17 protein-coding genes and 1 pseudogene are annotated in these 19559 nt (G+C 67.6%); 6 read left to right on the top strand and 12 right to left on the bottom strand.

The annotated features are described in order from the left end of the window. Positions 1-42 precede the first annotated feature (42 nt). The 3 genes from EAX62_RS17490 to EAX62_RS06345 are packed head-to-tail and all read right to left on the bottom strand — an operon-like array spanning position 43 to position 1618. A complete protein-coding gene (locus tag EAX62_RS17490) occupies positions 43-369 on the bottom strand; it encodes a VIT1/CCC1 transporter family protein (protein ID WP_121900733.1) in 327 nt (108 codons plus the stop codon). A gap of 41 nt (positions 370-410) precedes the next feature. Further along, positions 411-1004, bottom strand: coding sequence for an aminoacyl-tRNA hydrolase (gene pth, locus EAX62_RS06350; RefSeq protein ID WP_121900732.1), 594 nt, complete (start codon positions 1002-1004; stop codon positions 411-413). Beyond that, positions 1001-1618: a 50S ribosomal protein L25/general stress protein Ctc gene (locus EAX62_RS06345; RefSeq protein ID WP_121900731.1), complete on the bottom strand. Its 618-nt coding sequence runs from the start codon at positions 1616-1618 to the stop codon at positions 1001-1003. The genes pth and EAX62_RS06345 overlap by 4 nt, the downstream gene beginning before the upstream one ends. Before the next feature lie 128 nt (positions 1619-1746). On the opposite strand from EAX62_RS06345, the gene EAX62_RS06340 reads away from it, so the two are divergent. Further along, the gene (locus EAX62_RS06340) at positions 1747-2856 is read left to right on the top strand and encodes a HEAT repeat domain-containing protein (RefSeq protein ID WP_121900730.1); all 1110 of its coding nucleotides are present in this window, start codon (positions 1747-1749) and stop codon (positions 2854-2856) included. Here EAX62_RS06340 and EAX62_RS06335 read toward each other — a convergent pair. The 7 genes and pseudogenes from EAX62_RS06335 to glmU all read right to left on the bottom strand — a co-directional run bounded on the left by EAX62_RS06335 (position 2840) and on the right by glmU (position 11286). Further along, entirely contained in the window at positions 2840-3583 is a 744-nt protein-coding gene (locus tag EAX62_RS06335) for a HEAT repeat domain-containing protein (RefSeq protein ID WP_121900729.1), read from the bottom strand. The genes EAX62_RS06340 and EAX62_RS06335 overlap by 17 nt on opposite strands. 40 nt (positions 3584-3623) lie before the next feature. Continuing rightward, entirely contained in the window at positions 3624-4520 is an 897-nt protein-coding gene (locus EAX62_RS06330; protein WP_233557824.1) for a GTP-binding protein LepA, read from the bottom strand. Positions 4521-4547: 27 nt separating this feature from the next. After that, positions 4548-6896: pseudogene (locus tag EAX62_RS06325) on the bottom strand (ABC transporter permease); the annotation flags it as partial. 59 nt (positions 6897-6955) lie between these two features. Next, a complete protein-coding gene (locus EAX62_RS06320; RefSeq protein ID WP_121900726.1) occupies positions 6956-7717 on the bottom strand; it encodes an ABC transporter ATP-binding protein in 762 nt (253 codons plus the stop codon). Positions 7718-7863: 146 nt separating this feature from the next. Further along, positions 7864-8814, bottom strand: a complete 951-nt coding sequence (locus tag EAX62_RS06315; RefSeq protein ID WP_121900725.1) for an L-lactate dehydrogenase — start codon at positions 8812-8814, stop codon at positions 7864-7866. 1 nt (position 8815) lies between these two features. Continuing rightward, entirely contained in the window at positions 8816-9790 is a 975-nt protein-coding gene (locus EAX62_RS06310) for a ribose-phosphate diphosphokinase (RefSeq protein WP_121900724.1), read from the bottom strand. An 8-nt stretch (positions 9791-9798) separates the two neighbouring features. Next, positions 9799-11286 carry a bifunctional UDP-N-acetylglucosamine diphosphorylase/glucosamine-1-phosphate N-acetyltransferase GlmU gene (glmU, locus tag EAX62_RS06305; protein ID WP_121900723.1) on the bottom strand — a complete coding sequence of 496 codons (1488 nt, stop codon included), beginning with the start codon at positions 11284-11286 and terminating at the stop codon, positions 9799-9801. A gap of 117 nt (positions 11287-11403) precedes the next feature. Between glmU and ric the strand changes: the two genes are divergently transcribed. Then, complete coding sequence (gene ric, locus EAX62_RS06300) at positions 11404-12105, top strand: iron-sulfur cluster repair di-iron protein (RefSeq protein WP_121900722.1); 702 nt, start codon at positions 11404-11406, stop codon at positions 12103-12105. Positions 12106-12138: 33 nt separating this feature from the next. Here the strand turns inward: ric and udp are convergent, their stop codons facing one another. Further along, on the bottom strand, positions 12139-12918 hold the full coding sequence (gene udp / locus EAX62_RS06295) for a uridine phosphorylase (RefSeq protein WP_121900721.1): 780 nt from the start codon (positions 12916-12918) through the stop codon (positions 12139-12141). Between the two features lie 118 nt (positions 12919-13036). After that, a complete protein-coding gene (locus tag EAX62_RS06290) occupies positions 13037-14125 on the bottom strand; it encodes a type I restriction enzyme HsdR N-terminal domain-containing protein (protein ID WP_121900720.1) in 1089 nt (362 codons plus the stop codon). Between the two features lie 541 nt (positions 14126-14666). Here EAX62_RS06290 and EAX62_RS06285 point away from each other — a divergent pair. From EAX62_RS06285 to EAX62_RS06270, 4 genes are read left to right on the top strand one after another with little or no spacing between them, the layout of a single operon-like run. After that, positions 14667-14930 carry a hypothetical protein gene (locus tag EAX62_RS06285; protein ID WP_121900719.1) on the top strand — a complete coding sequence of 88 codons (264 nt, stop codon included), beginning with the start codon at positions 14667-14669 and terminating at the stop codon, positions 14928-14930. Continuing rightward, on the top strand, positions 14927-16792 hold the full coding sequence (locus tag EAX62_RS06280) for a sensor histidine kinase (protein ID WP_121900718.1): 1866 nt from the start codon (positions 14927-14929) through the stop codon (positions 16790-16792). Before EAX62_RS06285 ends, EAX62_RS06280 begins: the two co-directional genes overlap by 4 nt. Then, entirely contained in the window at positions 16789-18417 is a 1629-nt protein-coding gene (locus EAX62_RS06275; protein WP_121900717.1) for a hypothetical protein, read from the top strand. The genes EAX62_RS06280 and EAX62_RS06275 overlap by 4 nt, the downstream gene beginning before the upstream one ends. Then, positions 18414-19496, top strand: a complete 1083-nt coding sequence (locus EAX62_RS06270) for a response regulator transcription factor (protein ID WP_121900716.1) — start codon at positions 18414-18416, stop codon at positions 19494-19496. Before EAX62_RS06275 ends, EAX62_RS06270 begins: the two co-directional genes overlap by 4 nt. Positions 19497-19559 lie beyond the last annotated feature (63 nt).

The raw sequence follows: 19559 nt of genomic DNA, 5'->3' as shown, positions 1-19559 counted from the left end.
TCCGCTCAGGGCGGAGCATCTGCCCCTCCGCAACGACTGCGTCTAACCGACTCCAGAGGTTCCGAGAATGAGACCGATCGCGAACGTGGCCCCGAGCGCCACGGTTCCACCGACCAGCACACGCACCGTGGCCCTCCCCGTCGGACTGCCGCCCAGCTTCGCGCCGAGCGCACCCGTGAGGCCCGGTCCCGATGTCGATGTGGCTCCGGCGACGCCAACGACGATCGCGGCGACGGAGACGATGCCGTCATGGGAGCCCAGAACTGCGGCTCGGAGCCAGCTCAGCCGCTGGGCATTCCCGCCCCCTGCGTGCGGCTCGTCATCGTGCTGGTGGGGCGGATTCCCCGGCGCTGGCCTGGTGTCTGACACTTTCCCAGTGAACCACTGCCGATCCGGCCGCTCACGTCGGATCAGTTGTTGAAACGGTTCTGGGCTGCTTCCAGTCCGTCGCGCACCAGACACTCGACGGCGTCCGAGGCGATGGCTGCGTCCACGCGCATCGAGTCGGCGTCGGAGGGCTTCAGCTTCGCGAGCACCCAGTCGGCGGCCGCCTGCCTGCCCGGGGGGCGCCCGATGCCCACGCGGACACGGTGGAAATCCCCGGTACCCAGGTGGGCGCGCATGGACTTCAGCCCGTTGTGTCCGTTGTCACCGCCGCCGAACTTGAGGCGCAACTGACCCGCATTGAGGTCAAGTTCGTCATGGACGGCGACGACGTGCCCGGGCTCGATCTTGTGGAACTGGGCGACGGCCTGGACAGCACGTCCCGACTCGTTCATGTAGGTGGTGGGCTTGACAAGCACCAGCCTCACGGCGTCCACGCCAGGCGACGCAGGCAGCACGACGGAGGCCACCTCGGCGCGGTGGCGCGAGGACAGCGTGAAACGCGCCCCGTACCGGTCCGCCAGGTCGTCGACGGCCCAGAAACCCACGTTGTGCCGGGTGAACGCGTAGGTCGGGCCCGGATTCCCGAGCCCGACCACGAGGTGAGTGCCTGTTGTCACTCGCTGTCTTCGGAGTCCTGTTCGCCTTCAACGGCAGTGGACTCGTCGGCAACGCTGGGCGCGGGCTCGGCGACGGGCTGGGGAGCAACGTTGAGGACCATGGCCTCGGGGTCGTGCTCGTAGACGACACCCTCGGGCAGCTTCACGTCGCCGGCCAGGATCTGGTCGCCAATGACGAGTCCCTCGATGGAGACCTCGATCTCGGCGGGGATGTTGGTGGCCGGAGCCAGGACCAGCAGCGATGTGAGGTCGATGTTGACGAGTGAATTGCGCTCGGCTTCGCCGACGACCGTCAACGGCACTTCGACGCTGACCTTCTCACCCTTCTTCACGATGAGCAGGTCGATGTGGTCGACGAACGAGGTGATGGGGTCGCGCTGGACCTGCTTGGGCAGGGCCATGATGCGCTCCTTCTGGCCCTCGACGGTGATCTCCATCAGCACGTTGGCGTGACGGAGCATGAGGAACGTCTCCTTGCCCGGCAGCGCGATGTGCTGCGGGTCGGTGCCGTGACCGTAGAGGACGGCCGGGACCTCGCCTGCGCGGCGGAGGCGGCGTGATGCGCCCTTGCCGAACTCGGTGCGGGTGGTTGCTGTGATCTGGAACTCAGCCACTGTCTCTCCTGACAAGATGTGTCGAACACGAACGGCGCCGGCGAGAGAGGGCTTGTCGATTACGGACCAGTCGTGGTCCCTCGCCATGCAGCCTGCCGAGCTTATCGCACGGCGGCTACGGTTGCGCAATGCAGCCTTCGCAGGACGACTTGTGGTTGACCGTCGGCGAGGTGGCGCGGCACGCCGGCCTGTCGGTGCGGACGCTGCACCACTATGACCAACGCGGCCTCCTCGTCCCGAGCGGCAGGTCCGCCAGTGACTACCGCCTGTACTCCCCGGAAGACCTGCAGCGACTCCTGCAGATCCAGCACCTGAAATCGCTGGGGTTGGGTCTCGACGAGGTGTCCGCCGCCCTGGACGCCGACGACTTCGACGCCCGTGAGGTGCTGGAGGAGCACATCGCCGCCGTCGAGCAGCGGTTGGCGGACGAGACCCGGATGTTGCGCACCCTGCGCGGGCTGCGGCAGAGCGCCTCCACGGGGTGGCAGGAGGTTCTCTCGGCGGTGGCGCAGAGTGAAAGGCTTCGCCATCCCGAGGCCCACGTCCGCTTCCGGGCGGCCCTGGACTCCACATCGGGGTTGCCCCTGGAGGCGCTCGTGGCCCAACTGGTGGAGGATCCGGCGCCCGGTGTGCGCGAGGTGCTGACGTGGGCCATTGCACGACACGGCCACGCCGCCCGCGATGCCCTGATTCCTCTGCTCACCCATCCCGACCCGGTGGTGCGGGCACAGGCGGCCCACGCCCTGTCCAAGGTCGGGGACGCCTCCGTGGCGCCATTCGTGGTCCCGCTGCTGCGTGACGACGACGTCGTGGTGGCAAGCAAGGCTGCGCAGGTCCTGGGCAGGTTCGGAGGACATGCGGCTCTGACGGCGCTCGTCGGCATCCTGGGCGATGGCCCCGACGTCGTGGGCGACGCCGTCGTCGCAGCCCTCGAGGAGGTGGGCCCCTCTGCGGTTGCCCCTCTGGTGGCTCGGCTGGGCGACCCGGCTGCTCTCGTGAGATCCCGCGCCGCGGAGGCGCTGGGACTCGTCGGCGTGGCCGACGCAGCCGAGCACCTGGCCCCGTTGGTCCACGACGATGACCCCTCGGTCCGGTTCGAGGCCATCGTCGCGCTGGGGCAACTTGCCGGGGATGCCGCAGAGGCGGCCATCGAGGGAGCCCAGGGCTCCCCCGATGACCGCCTCCGCCACATTGCCGCGCGGTTGTTGCGCGACAGGAGGGCTACGCCGCAGCGTTGACGAGCCGCCGGGCCACGGCAGCCAGCGGCTGGTGCCCCGCCGACACCACGTCGCCCAGGACAGCGGCCGCGTCGTCCCCGCCGACCGCCCCCAGCGCCATCACGGCGGCCAGGGCGACGTCGGCATCCTCGTCAGCCACGCGCCCGGCAAGTGCGGTGGTGGCCGCACGGGCGTCCTCGCCAATCTGGGCGAGCGCTTCCGCCGCGTGCAACCGCACCGTGGCGTCACCGTCACCCAGGGCCTCGACGAGCGCGCCGACGCCGAGTTCCCCCAGCTGCTGCATGGCGTTGCTGAGCGCGTCGCGCTGCCCGGCATCGCCGTCGCCGAGCCGTGCCACCAGGGGGTGCACCACGTCGGGGCTGCCGGTGCTGGCCGCCGCGCGATACGCCTTGATGGCCACGTCCGGGTCCGCGTCCGCCACCACGGGCAGCAGGTGCGGCACGTGGGAGGGGTCGCCGATCTTCGACAGCACGTGGGCGGCTTGACGCCGCTCCAGCGGGTTCTCGGAGCGGAGCAGGGCAAGCACTGCGGGAACCGCGACGTCGCCGTGCTGCACGAGCGCCCAGGTCAGGTTCTCGCGGACACGCGCGTCGTCCTCCACGCCCAGGCGGGCAACGAGTGCCGCCGTCACGTGCGGGTCGTGCAGGGTTCCGGCGTCCATGGCTGCGCGCAGGCGGACGTCCCGGTCGGGATGGGTGATGAGTGTGGTGAATTGCGTCGTATCCATGCCACAGACGCTAGAGCCTGACGCGGCGTCAGGGTCAAATTCAGATCATGAACCGGTTGTTCACGGGCGCGTCGAAGTTGCCTTGGCCCTTGTACATGTCCACCGACTCCTGCAGAGACTTCAGGAAGTACGGCGGGAAGTCCATGCCCTTGTCCTTGGCCCAGAGCAGTTTCGCCTCGAGCCGCCCGATCTCCTTGGCGTAGACCTCCATCTCCTGGTCCATGCCCAGTTCGGTCAGCACGCCCCCAAGGTCCTGCTGGTACTTCTTCACGTAGTCCACGCCCACGAGGGTGAAGGCCTGCGAGCGCAGCAGCCGCGTCACGAACAGCTGCCAGGGCTGCAGGTCCCCGTCCTGCATCATTTTCTCGGCCGACATCTTGTAGAAGGTGTAGTGGCCGGGTTCCTGCTGCTTGATGGGGTGAATGATCGTCTCCGCGATGGCATCCTCCCCCATGAGTTTCAGTTCACGGATGAGGATGCTGTAGGCCACCACAGCCTGGCGCTCCGTCGAGGCACCCGTCAGGTAGTAGAGCATGCGGGAGATGTCGTGGATGGGGTCCCAGTGGGCCAGCGCCCCCAACAGTTTCATGCGCAGGGGCACGGTCATGAAGGGGTCCGCCGGCTCCATGCCGAGATCCACCTGCAGTTGGTCGAGGAGGTAGCCGTGGGCCATCTCCTGGTCGTACCAGACGTCCTGGTAGAAGATCTTGTCGACCTCGCTGACGTTCGGCAGAAGAGTCAACAGCTCCAGGACGTTGCGGTCCACCTCGAGTTCCACGCGGGCAAGGTAGTCGATGGTCCCGGCGAACCGGCGCCTCACGGCCCCGGGGTCGTGGATGGTCCGGTCCGCCGAACCCAGAGCGATGGGAGGATGCTTGTCGCCCAGCTTGAGCGTGAACGCCTTCAGAGAGGCATCGGTGATCTTGGGTGCAAACACCCGGCCCATCCTAGGGGTGCGCGCCGATTACTCCACCGCCAGCGCCTCCGTGGGGGTGGCGTTGGCCGCCCGCCGGCCCGGCAGCACCGACGCCAGGCACGCTGCCGCCAGACAGACAGCGACCAGCAGTGCCGTGAGTCCGACGTCGACGCTGAAGTACAGCGGGGTGCGTGACGTCGCTGGCATCATCATCACGGCCGAGCTCACCCCCAGCCAGCCAAAGAACGCACCCGCGGCGATGCCCACGACCGTGCCAACGAGTGCCAGCATCAGCGCCTCCACCAGGAGCATCAGACGCAGACCGGCGCGTTGCATGCCCAGTGCGCGGAGCAGGGCCGACTCCCGTTGGCGTTCGATGACGGAGAGCCCCAGCGTGTTGCCCACCCCGACGAGCGCGATGACGACCGCGACGCCCAGCAGGGCCGTCAGGACGATGAGGACCACGTCCAGGACCTGCTGCAGGATGCCCGCGAAGAACGCGCCGCCCTCCACCTGGATATCCCCCTCTGCCTGGGTTGCGGCGGTGCTGACCTGGTTCAGCGCCGTGGCCGAGGTGCGGTCCGTGAGCTTGACCCACAGCTCGGTCACGACGGGGTTGCCCGCCAGCTTCTCGAAGGTCGCCTCGGACACCGCCGCGACCCCGAAGTTCAGGTTCTCCGACGTCTTCACCTGCAAGGTGACGGGGCCGGCGACACCCGGCAGCTCCAGCTCGGCGGGGAAGCCGTAGTCGCCGATGATGATGGTGCCGTCGGACACCCCCAAGTCCGCCGGCAGGTCCAGCTCCGCACGGGCGGGGTTGACGCTGCGGATGGCCCACTGCGGGTAGTCGTTGATCTCCGCGTTCTTGCTGGAGACCTCCACCGCCGTGGCGACGTCCGCGATGCCACGGATCTTGGCGGTGAAGCCGACGGGGAGGGCCTGCTGCGAGGTCAGGGTCAGGTCGATGGGGAAGCGCTGGTTGATGGCCTCCACGCCCGTTGTCCGCACCGTGGAGACCGCCACCTGGATGGTCACGACGAGCCCGACGGCCAGCATGAGAGCCACGGCGGTGGCGGCCGCCCGCTGCGGGTTGCGGGCGGCATTGGTGGCGGCCAGCCGCGTCGTGGGGCCGGTGAACCCGAGGACACGCCCCAGCAGCCGCAGCAGCGCAGGGATGTAGAAGGGTGCCGCACCGAGGATGGCGATGCTGAGGAGGAAACCCGCACCCATGGCCCACACCAGGGCCCAGTTGGTGTTCAGGCGGCTCATCACGACGAGCGCCACGCCACCTGCCCCGAACAGGGCACAGACGACGGCGCGGGTGATGGACAGCCGACGGGCGCGGGACGCCGACGGCACCGCCTGCAGCGCCTCCACTGGCGAGACCCGGGTGGCCACGAAGGAGGGCCCCACCACGGACAGCAGGGTCGCGATGACCCCGACGGCGAGCGCCGCGAGCAGTTCAACGGGGCGCAGCACGAGGCCCCAGAAGATGGAGCCCGTGATGCTCGCCCCCAGTGCGGCCACCCCGACGCCAACCCCGATGCCGAGCAGTGAGCCCACGACGCCGAGCAGCAGCGCCTCCCACACGAGCCGGCCGCGCACCTGCCCCGTGGAGGCCCCGACGGCGCGCAGCAGGCCGATCTGTCGTCGCCTCTGCGCCACCAGGATGGTGAAGGTGTTGGAGATGGTGATGATGCCCACCACGAGCGCCACCCCGGCGAAGCCGAGCAGCAGGCTGCGGAAGACGTCGAAGTTCCCTGTCAGGTCGTTGAGGGCGGCGGCGCGGGCGTCGTCACCCGTGCTGACGTCCACCTCGCCCCCCGGCATCGGATCGGGCAGCGCGGCGCTGACGGCCGGCAGGAGAGCGGCCGGGTCACCGGCGGTGCGCAGCACCCAGGGGCCGCCCGTGTCGGCGGACTTCTCGGCGGGGGCGGTGTAGCCCGTGACGCCGAACCACGCCTTGGGGTCGTTGGTCCTGCCCACGATGGTGGCTGGCTGGTCCTGACCCTCCAGCCGCACCGTGTCCCCCACCGACAGCCGCAACTGCTTGAGGCCGTCGGAGGACATGGCCACCTCATCGCTGCTGGCCGGCCATCGGCCCTCTGCGATGGATGCCCACCGGAACTCCTCCCGGGGAACCGGGACGAACGTGACGAACACGGTCTTGTCCTCGTGGGTGAGCATGGACACGGTGCTGCTCGCGGCGGCGACCGCTGTCACGCCGTCGACGCCCTCCAGCGCGGACTGGACAGCGGAGGGGTCGTCGAAGTCGCCGCTGACGACGATGTCGGCCTTCGACACCGGTAGCTGCGTGAAGCGGGCCATGGACTGCTGTTCGGTGCCCACCAGCGTGGAGATGGCCGCGATGAAGGCCACGCTGATGGCGATGGAGAGCAGGGTGGCGATGAAACGGCCCGGGTGGAGCCGGATCTCGTTGGTGGCGTCGCGGAGCATCAGGCGCCCAACCGTCCGAAGGTGGCCATCATCATCTCCGCGGTGGGGCTGGCCACGTCGTCGACGATGCGCCCGTCGAGCAGGACCAGCGCACGGTCGGCGTAGGCCGCAGCCTTGGGGTCGTGGGTGACCATGATGATGGTCTGCCCCTGTTCCCGGCTGCAGCGGCGCAGGTACTCGAGCAGGGCCGTGCCCGTCTTCGAGTCCAGGGCACCCGTCGGTTCGTCGGCGAACACCACCTGCGGGCGGGTCATGAGGGCCCGGGCGATGGCGACGCGCTGCTGCTGCCCACCCGAGAGCTGGCTGGGGCGGTGCGTGAGCCGGTCCTGGAGCGACAGGGACTCGATGATGGAGGCGAAGTGCTCCTTGTCCACCTTCTTGCCCGCGAGGTCCAGGGGAAGGACGATGTTCTGCTGCGCCGTGAGCGTCGGCAGCAGGTTGAACGACTGGAACACGAATCCCACCTTGTCGCGGCGGATCCTCGTGACCTGCTTCTCCGGGAGTTGCGACAGGTTGTCCTGCCCCATCCACGCGTCGCCGGAGGTGGCGCGGTCGAGCCCTGCCATGCAGTGCATGAGGGTCGATTTGCCGGACCCGGAGGGCCCCATGATGGCCGTGAACGATCCCGGGGCGATGGTCACGGAGACGTCGTCGAGGGCCACCACCTGCCGGTCGGACCCGACGCCGTACACCTTGGTGAGGTGGTCGGTGCTGCAGGCGGATGCCGTCGTCGGGGGCGTGGCGTAGTGCAGGTGGGACATGGGGATGCCTTTCGTGGGTGCATTCCCAGCCTAGGAAACAATGCCAGACTGCGGATCAGACCACGGTGGCCGTCCTGCGGGCGCACGCATGGCACCGTGGGGGGATGCGACCCTACCCACGGGGGGTGCCGAGGGGGTGGAACCCCCTAGAAACCGATGCGCCTCAGGGTGGAGCGGATGACCTCCGCAGAGTCGTGCATGCACCCCAGTTCGCCGTCCTGCAACGGCATTTCCAGGGTCATGCCGACGCCGAGCCGATCCACGATGGTGGGGACGGACATGCACACGTCGGAGATGCCGTGCCACCCTTCGAGGAGGCTGGAGACGGGCAGCACGCGGTGCTCGTCGTTGAACATGGCCTCGATGATTCGGGTGCCGGAGACGCCGATGCCGTAGTTGGTGGCGCCCTTGCCGGCGATCACTTCGTAGGCGGCGTTGACGACACGGTCGGCCATGTCGTCGCGCACGGATTCGCCGAGTCGACCGGTCTGCAACTCCCACTTCAGGAGCGGGACCCCGCCGATGGTGGCGCTCGACCAGAGGGGGATTTCGGAGTCGCCGTGCTCGCCGCAGATGTAGGCGTGGACGTTGCCGATCGCCACACCGCAGTGCTGCGCCACGAGCACCCGCAACCGTGCAGAATCGAGCACGGTGCCGGAGCCGAACAACTGGTTGCGCGGCAGTCCGCTGATCTTCAGGGCTGCGTACGTGGTGACGTCGACAGGGTTGGTGACCATGAGGAACAGCGCCTCGGGTGAGCGTTCCACCATCGGCGGGATGACCTTCTTCATCAGCTCCACCGTGGACGCGGCCAGGTCCATGCGTGACTCGCCGGGCTTCTGCTTGGCCCCGGCAGTGATGACCACCACGTCGGAATTTCGGGTGATCTCAGGATCGTTGGAGCCCTCCACACGCGCCGTCGGCATGAACTCGCTGCCGTGTTCCAGGTCGAGGGCCTCGGCCCGCGCCTTCGACCCGTTCACGTCGTAGAGAACAACGTTGCGCGCCACCCCACGCATCAGTGCCGCGTAGGCAAGGGAGGACCCGACGGCGCCTGCGCCGACGATGGTCAGTTTGTTACGCCGCCGGGCCTCCATATCAGGCCTGACCGCCGAACAAGGAGGTGACCGAGCCTTCCATGAACACGGCGTTGATGGCCTTGGCCAGCAGCGGCGCGATCGAGAGGACCGTGAGGTTCTCGATGGTCTCGGCGGTGCGGAGCGGCAGCGTGTTGGTGACGATGATCTCCTCGAGGTCCGAGGCATTCAGCCGCTCGGCAGCCGGGCCGGAGAACACACCGTGCGTGGCTGCCGCGATGACACGCTTGGCGCCCCGCTCGCGCAGCGCCGCGGCAGCCTGGGCGATGGTGCCGGCGGTGTCGATCATGTCGTCGACGAGGATGCAGGTCTTGCCCTGCACATCACCCACCACCTCGTGGACGGCGACGGTGTTGGCCAGGTCATGGTCGCGACGCTTGTGCACGATGGCGAGCGGGCAGTTGAGCTGGTCGGTCCACATGTCAGCGAGACGCACCCGTCCCGCGTCCGGGGAGACGACGCACATCTCGTCCTGGTCGTACTTCTCCTTGACGTACTCGCTGAGCACGGGCAGGCCCCACAGGTGATCGACGGGGCCGTCGAAGAAGCCCTGGATCTGGGAGGCGTGGAGGTCAACGGACATGATGCGGTCTGCTCCAGCGGCCTTGTAGAGGTCGGCGATGAGGCGGGCGGAGATGGGTTCGCGGCCGAGGTGTTTCTTGTCCTGGCGGGCGTAGGGGTAGAACGGCGACACCACGGTGATCCGCTTGGCGGACGCGCGCTTCAGGGCGTCCACCATGATCAGCTGCTCCATGATCCATTCGTTCACCGGGGCGGTGTGGGACTGGATGACGAAGGCGTCACACCCGCGGACCGACTCCTCGAACCTCACATAGATCTCGGAGTTGGCGTAGGCGAAGGACTTCGTGGGGACGAGGTCGGTCCCCATGAGCGTGGCCACTTCTTCGGCCAGCTCCGGGAAGCCGCGGCCCGCGAAGAGCATCAGGTGCTTGGTGTTCGCGGTGCTGTTGGTCATAAAAGTGTTCAGCCCTTCTGTTGTGAACGCGATTCCGCGACTGCCGGGTGGATGGAGCCGTCATGGGCCCCGGCGGCCGTGTCAGCCTTCGAACCCGGGCGGCGCTTGGCCACCCAGCCCTCGACGGTGTGCTGCCTTCCCCGTGCGATGGCGAGGCCACCGGCGGGAACATCCTCGGTCACCGCCGACCCGGCAGCCACGAAGGCGCCGGGGGCGATGTCGACCGGCGCGACCAGCACCGAGTTGGAACCCACGAAGGCGCCCTTGCCCACATGCGTTGGTGACTTGTTGACCCCGTCGTAGTTGGCGAAGATGGTCCCCGCCCCGATGTTGACGCCGTCGTCGAGGATGGCGTCGCCGCAGTAGGTCAGGTGCGGGACCTTGGAGCCCTCACCGATGACGGCGTTCTTCGTCTCGACGAACGCCCCGATCTTGCCGTTGCGGCCGAGTTGAGTGCCGGGCCGCAGGTAGGAGAACGGACCCACGTGCGCACCGTCCCCGATGATGGCGAGGGAGCCGTGCGTGCGCACCACTTCGGCACCGGCGCCCACCTCCACGTCCCGCAGGCTCGTGTCGGGGCCGATGGTGGCGCCCTCGCGGATCGTGGTGGCCCCTTGCAGGATGGTGCCGGGCAGCAGGACGACGTCGCGGGACAGGTCCACGTCCACGTCGATGAAGGTGGATCCGGGGTCGATGATGGTGACGCCGGCGAGCATCCAGGAGTCCAGGATGCGACGGTTCATCTCGGCGTTGATCCGGGCCAACTGGATCCGGTCGTTGACACCCTCGGTCTGCCAGATGTCGTCCGTGACGAGAGCACCCACACGATCGCCGCGCTGGTGCGCGGACTCCACCACGTCGGTCAGGTACTGCTCGCCCTGCGCGTTGTCCGTGCCCAGTCCGGCGAGCCCTGCCCGGAGCGTCTCGACGTCGAAGACATAGATGCCGGAGTTGATCTCGTTGATGTCGCGCTGCTCCGGGTTGGCGTCTCGGTGTTCGACGATGCCGACCACACGGTCGCCGTCGCGCACGATGCGTCCGTAGCCGGTGGGGTCCTCCACGTGGGCCGTCAGGACGGTGGCGCAGTTCCGGTTGGCGCGGTGGACGGCAACGAGCCGTCGAAGGGTGTCGCCCGTGAGCATGGGGACGTCGCCGTAGGTGACCACCACCTCGCCGCTCAGTTCGCCCAGCTGCGCGAGCCCGCACAGAACGGCGTGCCCGGTGCCGAGCTGCTCCTCCTGCAGGGCCGTGGTCACTGACGTCGACAGCTGACCGAGGTGTTCGATGACCTGCTCGCGGTACTTGCCCACCACAACGACGAGGTGGTCAGGGTTCAGAGCTGCTCCGGCGGACACGGCGTAGTGCAGCATCGTCTTGCCGGAGATTTCGTGCAGTAACTTCGATTTCGCGGACTTCATGCGGGATCCCCCGCCAGCCGCCAGCACGATTACCGCTGACACGGGACCAAGGTCGTTCTCGAGATTTTCCGCTGTCATCGTTCTCCCGGGAAGAGTGCGAGCTACGCCGTCCTCGAGACTATCAGCCGAGTGCCCGGGTGCGCCCGAGGGGCAGAAGAGGATTTATCCACACACGCCTGTAGATATGATGGGCTCATGACCGTCGATGTGAACGTGCCCTTGGGTGACCTCGTCACCGCCGACCCCCGCCGCTCGCGGGTCCTCGAGGGATTTGGGCTGGACTACTGCTGCAACGGTCACCGCACCCTCACAGAGGCGACGAGAAACGCGGGCCTCGACGTAGCGGAGGTGGCGGCGGCGCTGGAGCTTCCGGCCGCAGCACCCGTGGAGGAGCCCGGCCAGGTGCGCGCGAACTCCGCTCTGGCGCACGACATCGTCGACTCCCACCACGCCTACATGTGGGAGGAGATGCCGAGGCTGCAGGCGCTGGTCGACAAGGTCCACGGGGTTCACGGCGACCTCCACCCCGAACTCGCCCAGGTGAAGGAGACCTATGCCGCGGCCGTCGCCGCGCTCGATCCCCACATGACGCAGGAGGAACGCGTCGTCTTCCCCGCCATCAGCCGCATGGAGAAGTCGGGGGCACCGATGGCGGCCGGATCCCTGGCTGAGCCGATCCAGCAACTGCGCGACGAGCACCAAGTGGTCGGAAATCTGTTCCGCCAGATACGCACCATGACCGACGGCTACGCCGTGCCGGAGGGTGCGTGCACCTCCTACCGCATGATGTTGAGCGGGCTCGAGGAGATGGAACTCGACCTGCACGAGCACATACACAAGGAGAACAACGTCCTGTTCCCGCGTGCACTCCAGATGGAGGCCCAGCTCCCCCTCTGACCCGGAGGTGCGCGAAGCACCCCCGGGATCCGTTCAGCCCTTGCTGGCCTTGTCGGCTGCGATCACCTGGCGCATGCCGTCGATGGCCACGGGGATGAGGTTGCCAATCTGCGAGGCATCCTTCTCCTGCTGCGTCATCGGCGCGAAGTCATGATGACCCATGACCATCATCACGCCACCAGCGCGGACACGGCGCGTCGATGCCACCAGGTAGAGGGCTGCACACTCCATCTCCGACACCAGGCAGCCGCCCTTCACCCAGGCATCCCACCGCTGCCTCAACTGTGGGCCCACCGGCATGGAGTCCGGGCTGTGCTGGCCGTAGAAGGAGTCCTTGGACTGCGAGATGCCGACGTGGTGGCGAAGCCCCAAGTTCTGGGCCGCGGAGACCAGACCGTTGATGAGGTCCTGGTGCGCGACCGCCGGGAACTCCATGGGCAGGTAGTGCAGACCCGTGCCCTCGTCGCGGATGGCCGCGTTGACGATGGCGATGTCACCCGGCTGGGTCTCCGGCTGCATGGCTCCGGCCGTGCCCACCCGCATGAAGGTGTCGGCTCCGACGTGGATGAGTTCCTCGACGGCGATGGCCGCACTTGGCCCACCCATGCCGGTCGACGTCACCGCGACCGGCTCACCGTCGAGCTCCCCCGCCCAGGTGGTGTGCTCCCTGTTGGACGCGACAAAGCGCGGGTTGTCGAAGTGCTGGGCGATGACCTCGCACCTGCCGGGGTCCCCCGGCAGGAATACGTAGCGCCCGATATCGCCCTGGCTGAGGTGGATGTGGTACTCGTAGCCTTCCGAGTAGGTGGCCATGTGTCGCTCCTTGGTTGACGAGTCCCCCACGCTATCGGGATGCGGCTCCGAGGTGGCAGCGAATGGGGCAACACTCGTGGTCTCCCGTGACACCGCACGCTGACGGTGACTGACCGTATTAGAGGTACCTGCCCACGGTCGCCCGCAAAGCCTCCGCATGGTGATAGAGGTCTTCGACCCTCTCAATGGCCTCCCTTCGCTCCACTTTCTCCTCATCGAAGAGGCCCACGTACTTCTGCTTCCTGTTGAAATGCAGGCGACAGACCGGCTTGCGGTTGTTGTCGTCGATGAGTACTCCGAAGTACGACTTGGTATCGCGTGAAACCACGCGGTCGTACGGAACCTCACTGGCCACGATCGCGCGAATGATGTGGAACCCTTCGAGTTCGTCCAATGTGGTCTCGATGTCGCTGTCCGACGTCGCGACGTCGTCGAGTTCCTCCGCTGTGTTGGCCTGTGCAACCTCCGGAGCGGCTGGGACTATTGGGGCGGACCCACGGAGTGCTGATTTCAGTCGCCCGTTGACTTGATCATTGACAAACTGCTGGAGCGCCGTAGCTGTCAACCGAGAAAAGAGGTCACGAACCTTGGCCGTGAAAGGTCCACCGTACACACGACTCGTTAGCAGACGGACAAAATCGTCAGAGGGAGATTCGAACTGCTCCCGCAGAGCCCTCTTCAAGGAACTGACGTACTTGAGTTCCTCAGCGGCAAGCAGAACGGAGTCGAGGTCGAATGCAACCTTGGTCAACTTCTTGAGTTCGGGCAGCGTGTAAGGGTCAATGTCCATCAGATCCAAGCGAAGGAATGGCTTGTCGTCCATCCTGTTCGGCTTGTCCAAATCAGTGAAGAAGTGCCAGTGTTGACCGTTGGTGAGGACTGCAACTCGCGCGCTGGAAACATGAAAATAGCGAACAAGTTGGTTTGCGTTCTCGAGCGTCAGCGGCGCTCCGATGGCCTTGGCCTCAATGAGGATCTGGATTTCTCCGTCCCTCATAATTGCGAAGTCAACCTTCTCGCCCTTCTTCATGCCGACGTCCGCGATGTATTCCGGGATGACCTCCGACGGATTGAATACGTCATAACCAAGGACGCGACTGATGAACGGCATGACCACCGCCGTCTTCGTCGCTTCCTCGGTCTTCAACTCGGCTCGGTATTGCTCCACTTGGGCCGCCACGCCAGCCAACGCTTCTTCAAAAGCCATATTCGCCACCCTCCTCTATTGAGTCCTTCGCCGAAGTATGGCAGCGACATCGTCGGGATGCGCGGCCTTGGCCTGATCGGCCAGGGTGCGTCGTGGCCCCCGGCCTACAACGCCTTTCTGGCGGGTGCTCCTGACCGACGTCTGAGGGCAGTTGGGTATTTCTCCCCGCTCACCATCCCCAGGTGCAGCCATCCCACCGCGTCCGGTCTCGCGGGGCGTGGACCGGCCTTCCTCGTTCTCACAAGGGGTGAGGCGATGCAGTGTGCGGAATCGTTCGCTGAGGCCCTGTGCCACCCAACTTTGTTCGGACCACCGAGCACGAAAAGCAGGGCGTCAATGTATGTTCCGAATATGAGGGTTTTCCCGATTACTACGGGCTCGCCCGTCGATGTGGCGCCTTCGTGTACGCGCCTCTCCTCGAAGCCCCTGGACCGCGATGCGGGCACGAGTCAGTGCCAACCCCGTCGCTCCGACGGATTCTGGAAATTTTTCAGTGCCAGCGCTCAAGTTCACTGCTCGACGCGTCTCTAGCGTGGTTCGTATGTCAACGACACTGCAGCGAATCGCCATCATCAGCGCGGGTCTCGTCTTCGTGGGATCCCTGACAGGTTGCGGGGCCGGGCTGCACGAGCCGACCGCCGTTCCCCTGCCGGCGCCAACTCCCGGGGCCATGCCATTGCCAGCACCCACGGACCTCAGCCCACAGGCTGGCAGCCCCGCGTCAGCCGGGCTCCCGGGCCACTACGTCCTCAAGACCAACGGCGCAGTTTCCGTTGCCGTCGCCACACCCAGGGCCACCCCGTGACCGCGCCAGTCGATGCCACCGGTGGCGTGACGATCCGCACGACGCCCGATGCGGGAAGGGGCATCGGTATGGGCCGAATCGGCGTGACCCGCCCGGAACGTTGGTTACTCCCAGCCCTGGCCGTCGTCGGAGTGGCTCTCGCCGCGGCCGGTGGCACCCTTGCGGAGCGGAACTGGATGCATGGCGCCGCTTGGGACGGCTACACCGCCGCCCTCGTCATCGTGAGCTGCCTTGGCGGGGCTCTCGGGCTCGGCGTCGGCTGGTGGTGGTGGTGGCGCGCTCCCGCCAATCCGACGGGCTGCATGCTCTACCTCGCGGCCGCGTCGGAGTGGCTGTGGACCATCGCCTACTGCTGGCCGGGATCGCGGTGGGTCAGCGAGCTCACATGGGTGGAGGTGTTCACAGAGCCTCTCCTCGCCATCATCGTTATGAGTTGGCCAACCGGGCGTCCGAGCCGGCGCCTCGTCCGCACTGTGACCTGGTGGACCGTGACGGGAGCGGTACTCGTCTTCGTGGGACAAGTATTCAGCCGCCGGCCAGATCCCTCAACGATCTGGCCGGAGCCGTTCGAGGCCGTGTTCGACGTCCCGGCCGTGTTCCGCGTCATCGACCCAATCCAGGCACTGGCAACCCAGGCTCTGCCGGCCGCCATCGTCCTGGTCGTCCTGGTGCGCCGTCGTCGAGCTGTGCCGCCCGCCGTCCGGCCGCTCATCACACCCATCACCACCTCCGGCGTGCTCGTCTGCGGATCGCTGCTCATCGTGCACATCGGCTGGCAGGTCTTCGGCAGCCTGATCTTCGGCAGCGGCCCATCAACCACGCTCTGGACATTCCTCTCACTTGTCGGCATCTACTTCGAGGTCGGATTCGTTGCGCTCGGGGTGTTGGTCGGTGGGCGCCGCCGTCGGCGAGCCGTCTCCATGGGGGGTCAACACCGCGAGGTTGACCTTCGCTCCGCGCCGGCGGTCCTCACTCCGTCCGCGGCCGCAGTGGCCACGACCGGCGACCCGACGGCGCTGGTCCGCTACCGGCGTTCGAACGGCACCTGGATCGACGCGGCAGGCGCGCCACTGCCCGAGGTCACGGCGGACCGCCGGCTGCTGCCCGTCCTGGACGAATCGGGTTCCACCACGGCCGCGCTGGAGATCGACTCGTCGACGGCGCTCTCGCCACTCCTCGCCGATCTCGCGATCACCATGATCGCCGCGCGATCGGCCAACGAACGGGCCACCGCAGTCGCGGACGCCCGGCGGGCCGATGTGCGTTCCCGGTCACGTGAGCTTGTTGCGGCAACAGACAGCGGCAGACGCCAACTGGAACGCGACCTCCACGACGGGGCCCAGCAACTACTGGTGGGACTTGCCCTGGTGGCGGGGCTGTCGGCGCGACGCGGAGCGCCCGGGGCAGACGCCATCATCGACCAGATCGGTGAGGTCCGACGCGAGATCCTCGCGCTCGTCGACCACGCCACGCCCGCGGCACTGGCCCATGGGCTGGCAGGCGCGCTGCGCGCCCTCGCCGCAGTGTGCCCGATCCCCGTCCTCGTCGAAGCCGGGGGTGATCTGGCGGCCGATGATCCGCTCGCGCTCACCCTCTACCTCGCCTCCGGCGAGGCGATCACGAACGCAGTCAAACATTCCGGCGCGAACCTGATCCGGGTGCACCTGGTCATCCAGGCCGCGGAGGTACACCTGCGCGTCAGCGATGACGGCATCGGCGACGTCGCGGAAGTGCCGCCCAGTATCGCCAGTCGGTTGTCCGGGGTCGACGGCTCCGTCCACATGACGAGCCCGCCCGAACGCGGCACCGTGCTCGACATCCACGTGCCCCGGCCGGCCGTCACTGTGGCGGCGACATCATGATCCGCGTGCGTCACGACGTGGCGGCGCTGTGGGTCATCACCGTCATCGCGGTCAGCGCTGGCTGGACCGGGATCGTCACGCGGGTCGGCATCGACCAGGTCAACAGCGGCCAAGCAGTTTTCCTGTCCCTGTGCGCCCTCGCCGCCCCAGTCCTCGCCACGCTCATGGTGGCCCGGCATCCCCAAGAGCGCTTCGGGCCACTTCTCGGCTTCACCGTCCTCGCCGCAATGCTCGCCGCCTGCCGCGCAACGGACCTCGGGCCCGTGGCGCCGATAGCCGGCATCACCGCCCTACTGACGGCACCGTTGCCTGCGTTCGTCGTCTCCCGCTACTCCGCTCTGACGTTTCCCCCGCGTGCCGTGCGCCTGGTTTCCTACTCCTTCTGGGCGGCGGCAGCGCTGGGCGTCGTACTCGTCCTCGTTCTCACCCTGGGTGGGTCCGTCCCGCCGGCACTGTGGTTCACGGCAGCGCCCGGTCGCGTCGCAGGCCCGGCCATGGTCCTGCTCGTGGTGCACTCGGCACTCGTGTGCACCGGCCCGCTCGGGCTCGCCGGAACCTCCGTGATCCGCCGGATGCCACGAGCGTCGCGGATCGCGGCGCGCCCCATCCTGTGGCCTGTCGCCTGCTGGGCACTCGCGCTCACCGCCAGCGAGATCTGGGCGGTCGCCTCCGCCGTGGGTCCACCCGCACCCAACCTGTCCAACGCCGATGCAACACTCTTTGTCATCCTGCCTGCCTTCCTGGCCGGGGCCATCGCCGCAGGCATCGGTTGGATCGACATGACCGTTCGCATACCGACGTCGCCGTCGGGAACTCCCCTTCCCCGCACGAGGACCATCGATGTAGAGCGGTACCTCTCACGTGCGCTGGCCGACCCGTCGATCAGAGTCCTCTATCCGGTCGATGGTGCGCCGGGCTGGGTGAACGCCGCGGGCAGGAGCACCTCTCCCGAGACCGGGGCAGCCGACCGCGCCACCACGGTCATCGTCCGCGGGTCGGGTGTCATAGGACTCATCGACCAGGACTCAGCCACCACCGCCTACCCCGACGCCGTCGAACTCGTCGCCACCGGCGCGGGCCTCATCATGGAGACCGAGCGCCTGCGGGCATCCGCCGCCCTCGATCTGGAACAGGCCCGACTGCTGGCGCAGCGGCTGCTCGTCGCCTCGGACGAACCGCGATCTGCCCTGCGCACGACACTCGTGGACGGCCCGCTGGCAGAGCTCGCCTCCATCGCCCATGCCCTGGCAGGTGGGACACCAGTCGTGGACGTCGTGGCCCGCATCAACGCTGTGGCCGCCGATGTACGCACCATCTCCCACGGGGTCTTTTCTGCGTCCCTGACTGTTGGTGGGCTGCGCGCCGCGCTCGGCAGCCATCTGGTGCCGGATCGTCGGTACCCTCCGATCATCGAGATGACCACCTATCTGGCGGCGAAAGCTGACCCGGCCGCGACCATCGAGGAGACAATGGGCGAAGACGGACCGTGCCTGGTTGTCCACACCGGCCCCGCCCCCGCATTCGACGTCCGCGACCGCGTGACGGCCCTCGGAGGCACTGTGTCGAACCAGGACGGTGGATGGATCATCACTGTGCCCACCGCTGCCGGGCAGGACCACGGATGACGACCACCACCCTGCTGGCCTGGCCACCCGAAGCCTCCGGTCCGACGCATGCTGTGCGCGCACGGGTTGAGGATCGCGGTGGTCGATTTCCGCACCGGGCCGGGCTGGCCCTGTTCACCGGGACCGCGGATGCCGTTGCGGCGGCCATCGAGTGGCAGCAGGCCGAGCAGGACCAGCCCGCGACATCCCTCGCGCTCCACGTGGCCGATGTGACGTACCGGGCCGACGCCCCCGAACCCGCTGCCGTCGCGCTGGTTCGCGAACTTGCCGAGCGTGGCCACCCCGGGGACATCCTCGCCACCGAGGTCGTCCGGCTGCTCCTGCCCGCGCCGACCCCCGCCCACTGGTCGGACGGGCTTGCCACGTCGGTCGGTGAGCCCGCGCAACTGGTGCACGCCATCCTGTGGCCGCGGAGTGCCAGCGCGGCACCCATCACGGTCGTCGTCGCCGAGGACGTCGCCCTCATCCGTGCCGGACTCGTCAGCCTGCTACGGGAGGACGGCTTCGACGTCGTCGGTGAGGCGGGCAGCTACGACTCGGTACTGGCCACCGTGCGGGCGATGCGACCGCACCTGCTCATCACCGACGTACGCATGCCACCCGAGCAGGGCGACGAGGGACTGCTTGCCGCCTCCCTTCTACGCGCCGAGCAACCAGGGCTGGCCGTGCTCGTGCTCAGCCAGTCGGTGCGGGCCAGCGCGGCCGCCAACCTGCTGACCGAACAGACGTCCGGTCTGGGGTACCTCCTCAAGGAGCGGGTCACCGCCCTTGACGAATTTCTCGACGCCGCCCGTGCGGTGGCCGCTGGCGGCACTGTCATCGATCCCCTCATCACCGACGAGCTCCTGGCCCGGCACCGCAACCGCGACCAACTCGCTGCGCTCGCCGAGCGGGAACGCTCCGTCCTGGAACTCATGGCGCAGGGGCTGTCCAACAGCGCAATCGCCGACCGTCTCACCCTGTCAGCACGCACGGTGGAGTCCCACGTCCGCTCCATCATGACCAAGCTCGACCTCTGGGAGGACCCGGCCGGCAATCGCCGCGTCCAGGCGGTCATCCGTTGGCTCGACCAGTCCTGAGCGCTTGCACCTTGCACACCGGATTCCGTGCGCACAACCCGCATTCCACCGTGTCCACGCTTC

Source organism: Tessaracoccus antarcticus, from assembly GCF_003688855.1.
Lineage (GTDB): Bacteria > Actinomycetota > Actinomycetes > Propionibacteriales > Propionibacteriaceae > Arachnia > Arachnia antarctica.
This window is presented reverse-complemented; position numbering and strand designations above follow the sequence as displayed.